Annotated in this window: 1 tRNA gene and 1 rRNA gene; both read right to left on the bottom strand. The window is 50.9% G+C overall.

The features are described 5' to 3' along the window. Positions 1–203 (bottom strand): 23S ribosomal RNA (locus M3I56_RS40800); the annotation flags it as partial. 302 nt (positions 204–505) lie between these two features. Continuing rightward, positions 506–581 (bottom strand) — tRNA-Ala (locus M3I56_RS40805). Positions 582–691 lie beyond the last annotated feature (110 nt).

Here is a 691-nt window from a genome sequence, read left to right on the forward strand (position 1 = left end):
ACTTAGATGTTTCAGTTCGCCGCGTTCGCTTCACATGACCTATGTATTCAGTCATGGATACTCCATTCGGAGTGGGTTTCCCCATTCGGACATCTACGGATCAAAGCTCGTTTGCCAGCTCCCCGTAGCTTTTCGCAGGCTACCGCGTCCTTCATCGCCTGTGATCGCCAAGGCATCCACCACATGCACTTGTTCGCTTGACCCTATAACGGGTGTGTCTCGGCCATGATTGCTCACGGCGAGGCTCACCCGCTACAGGTTGAGTATTCGTGTTGCGCCGTATTTCAAGGCAATCTTTCGATCACTTAAAAATACATTGATACAATCACAACCCTGATTCACCTACTTGACGGCCATCTCTGTCCGCGTTCGGATGAATCTCTTTACTACTTCTTCCTGATTGTTAAAGAACGACAGCCGATATGGTGTTACTTATATCGCCCTGACTGGCTCAATCGCCAATGCAAAAGGTTCTGCTTCGTGCAGAACGCTGTGCATTGAGGATTGGTGGAGGATGACGGGATCGAACCGACGACCCCCTGCTTGCAAAGCAGGTGCTCTCCCAGCTGAGCTAATCCCCCGCTCGTAACCACTCAAACTCAGGTCATCTGCCCAACTCCCTTCGGGAGTGAGATGCTCGTAAGTGCTAAAGCACCAACGATCATCGCAAAATTGGTGGGTCTGGATGGAT

The organism is Paraburkholderia sp. CNPSo 3281 (assembly GCF_024206515.1).
Taxonomy (GTDB): Bacteria; Pseudomonadota; Gammaproteobacteria; order Burkholderiales; family Burkholderiaceae; genus Paraburkholderia; species Paraburkholderia nodosa.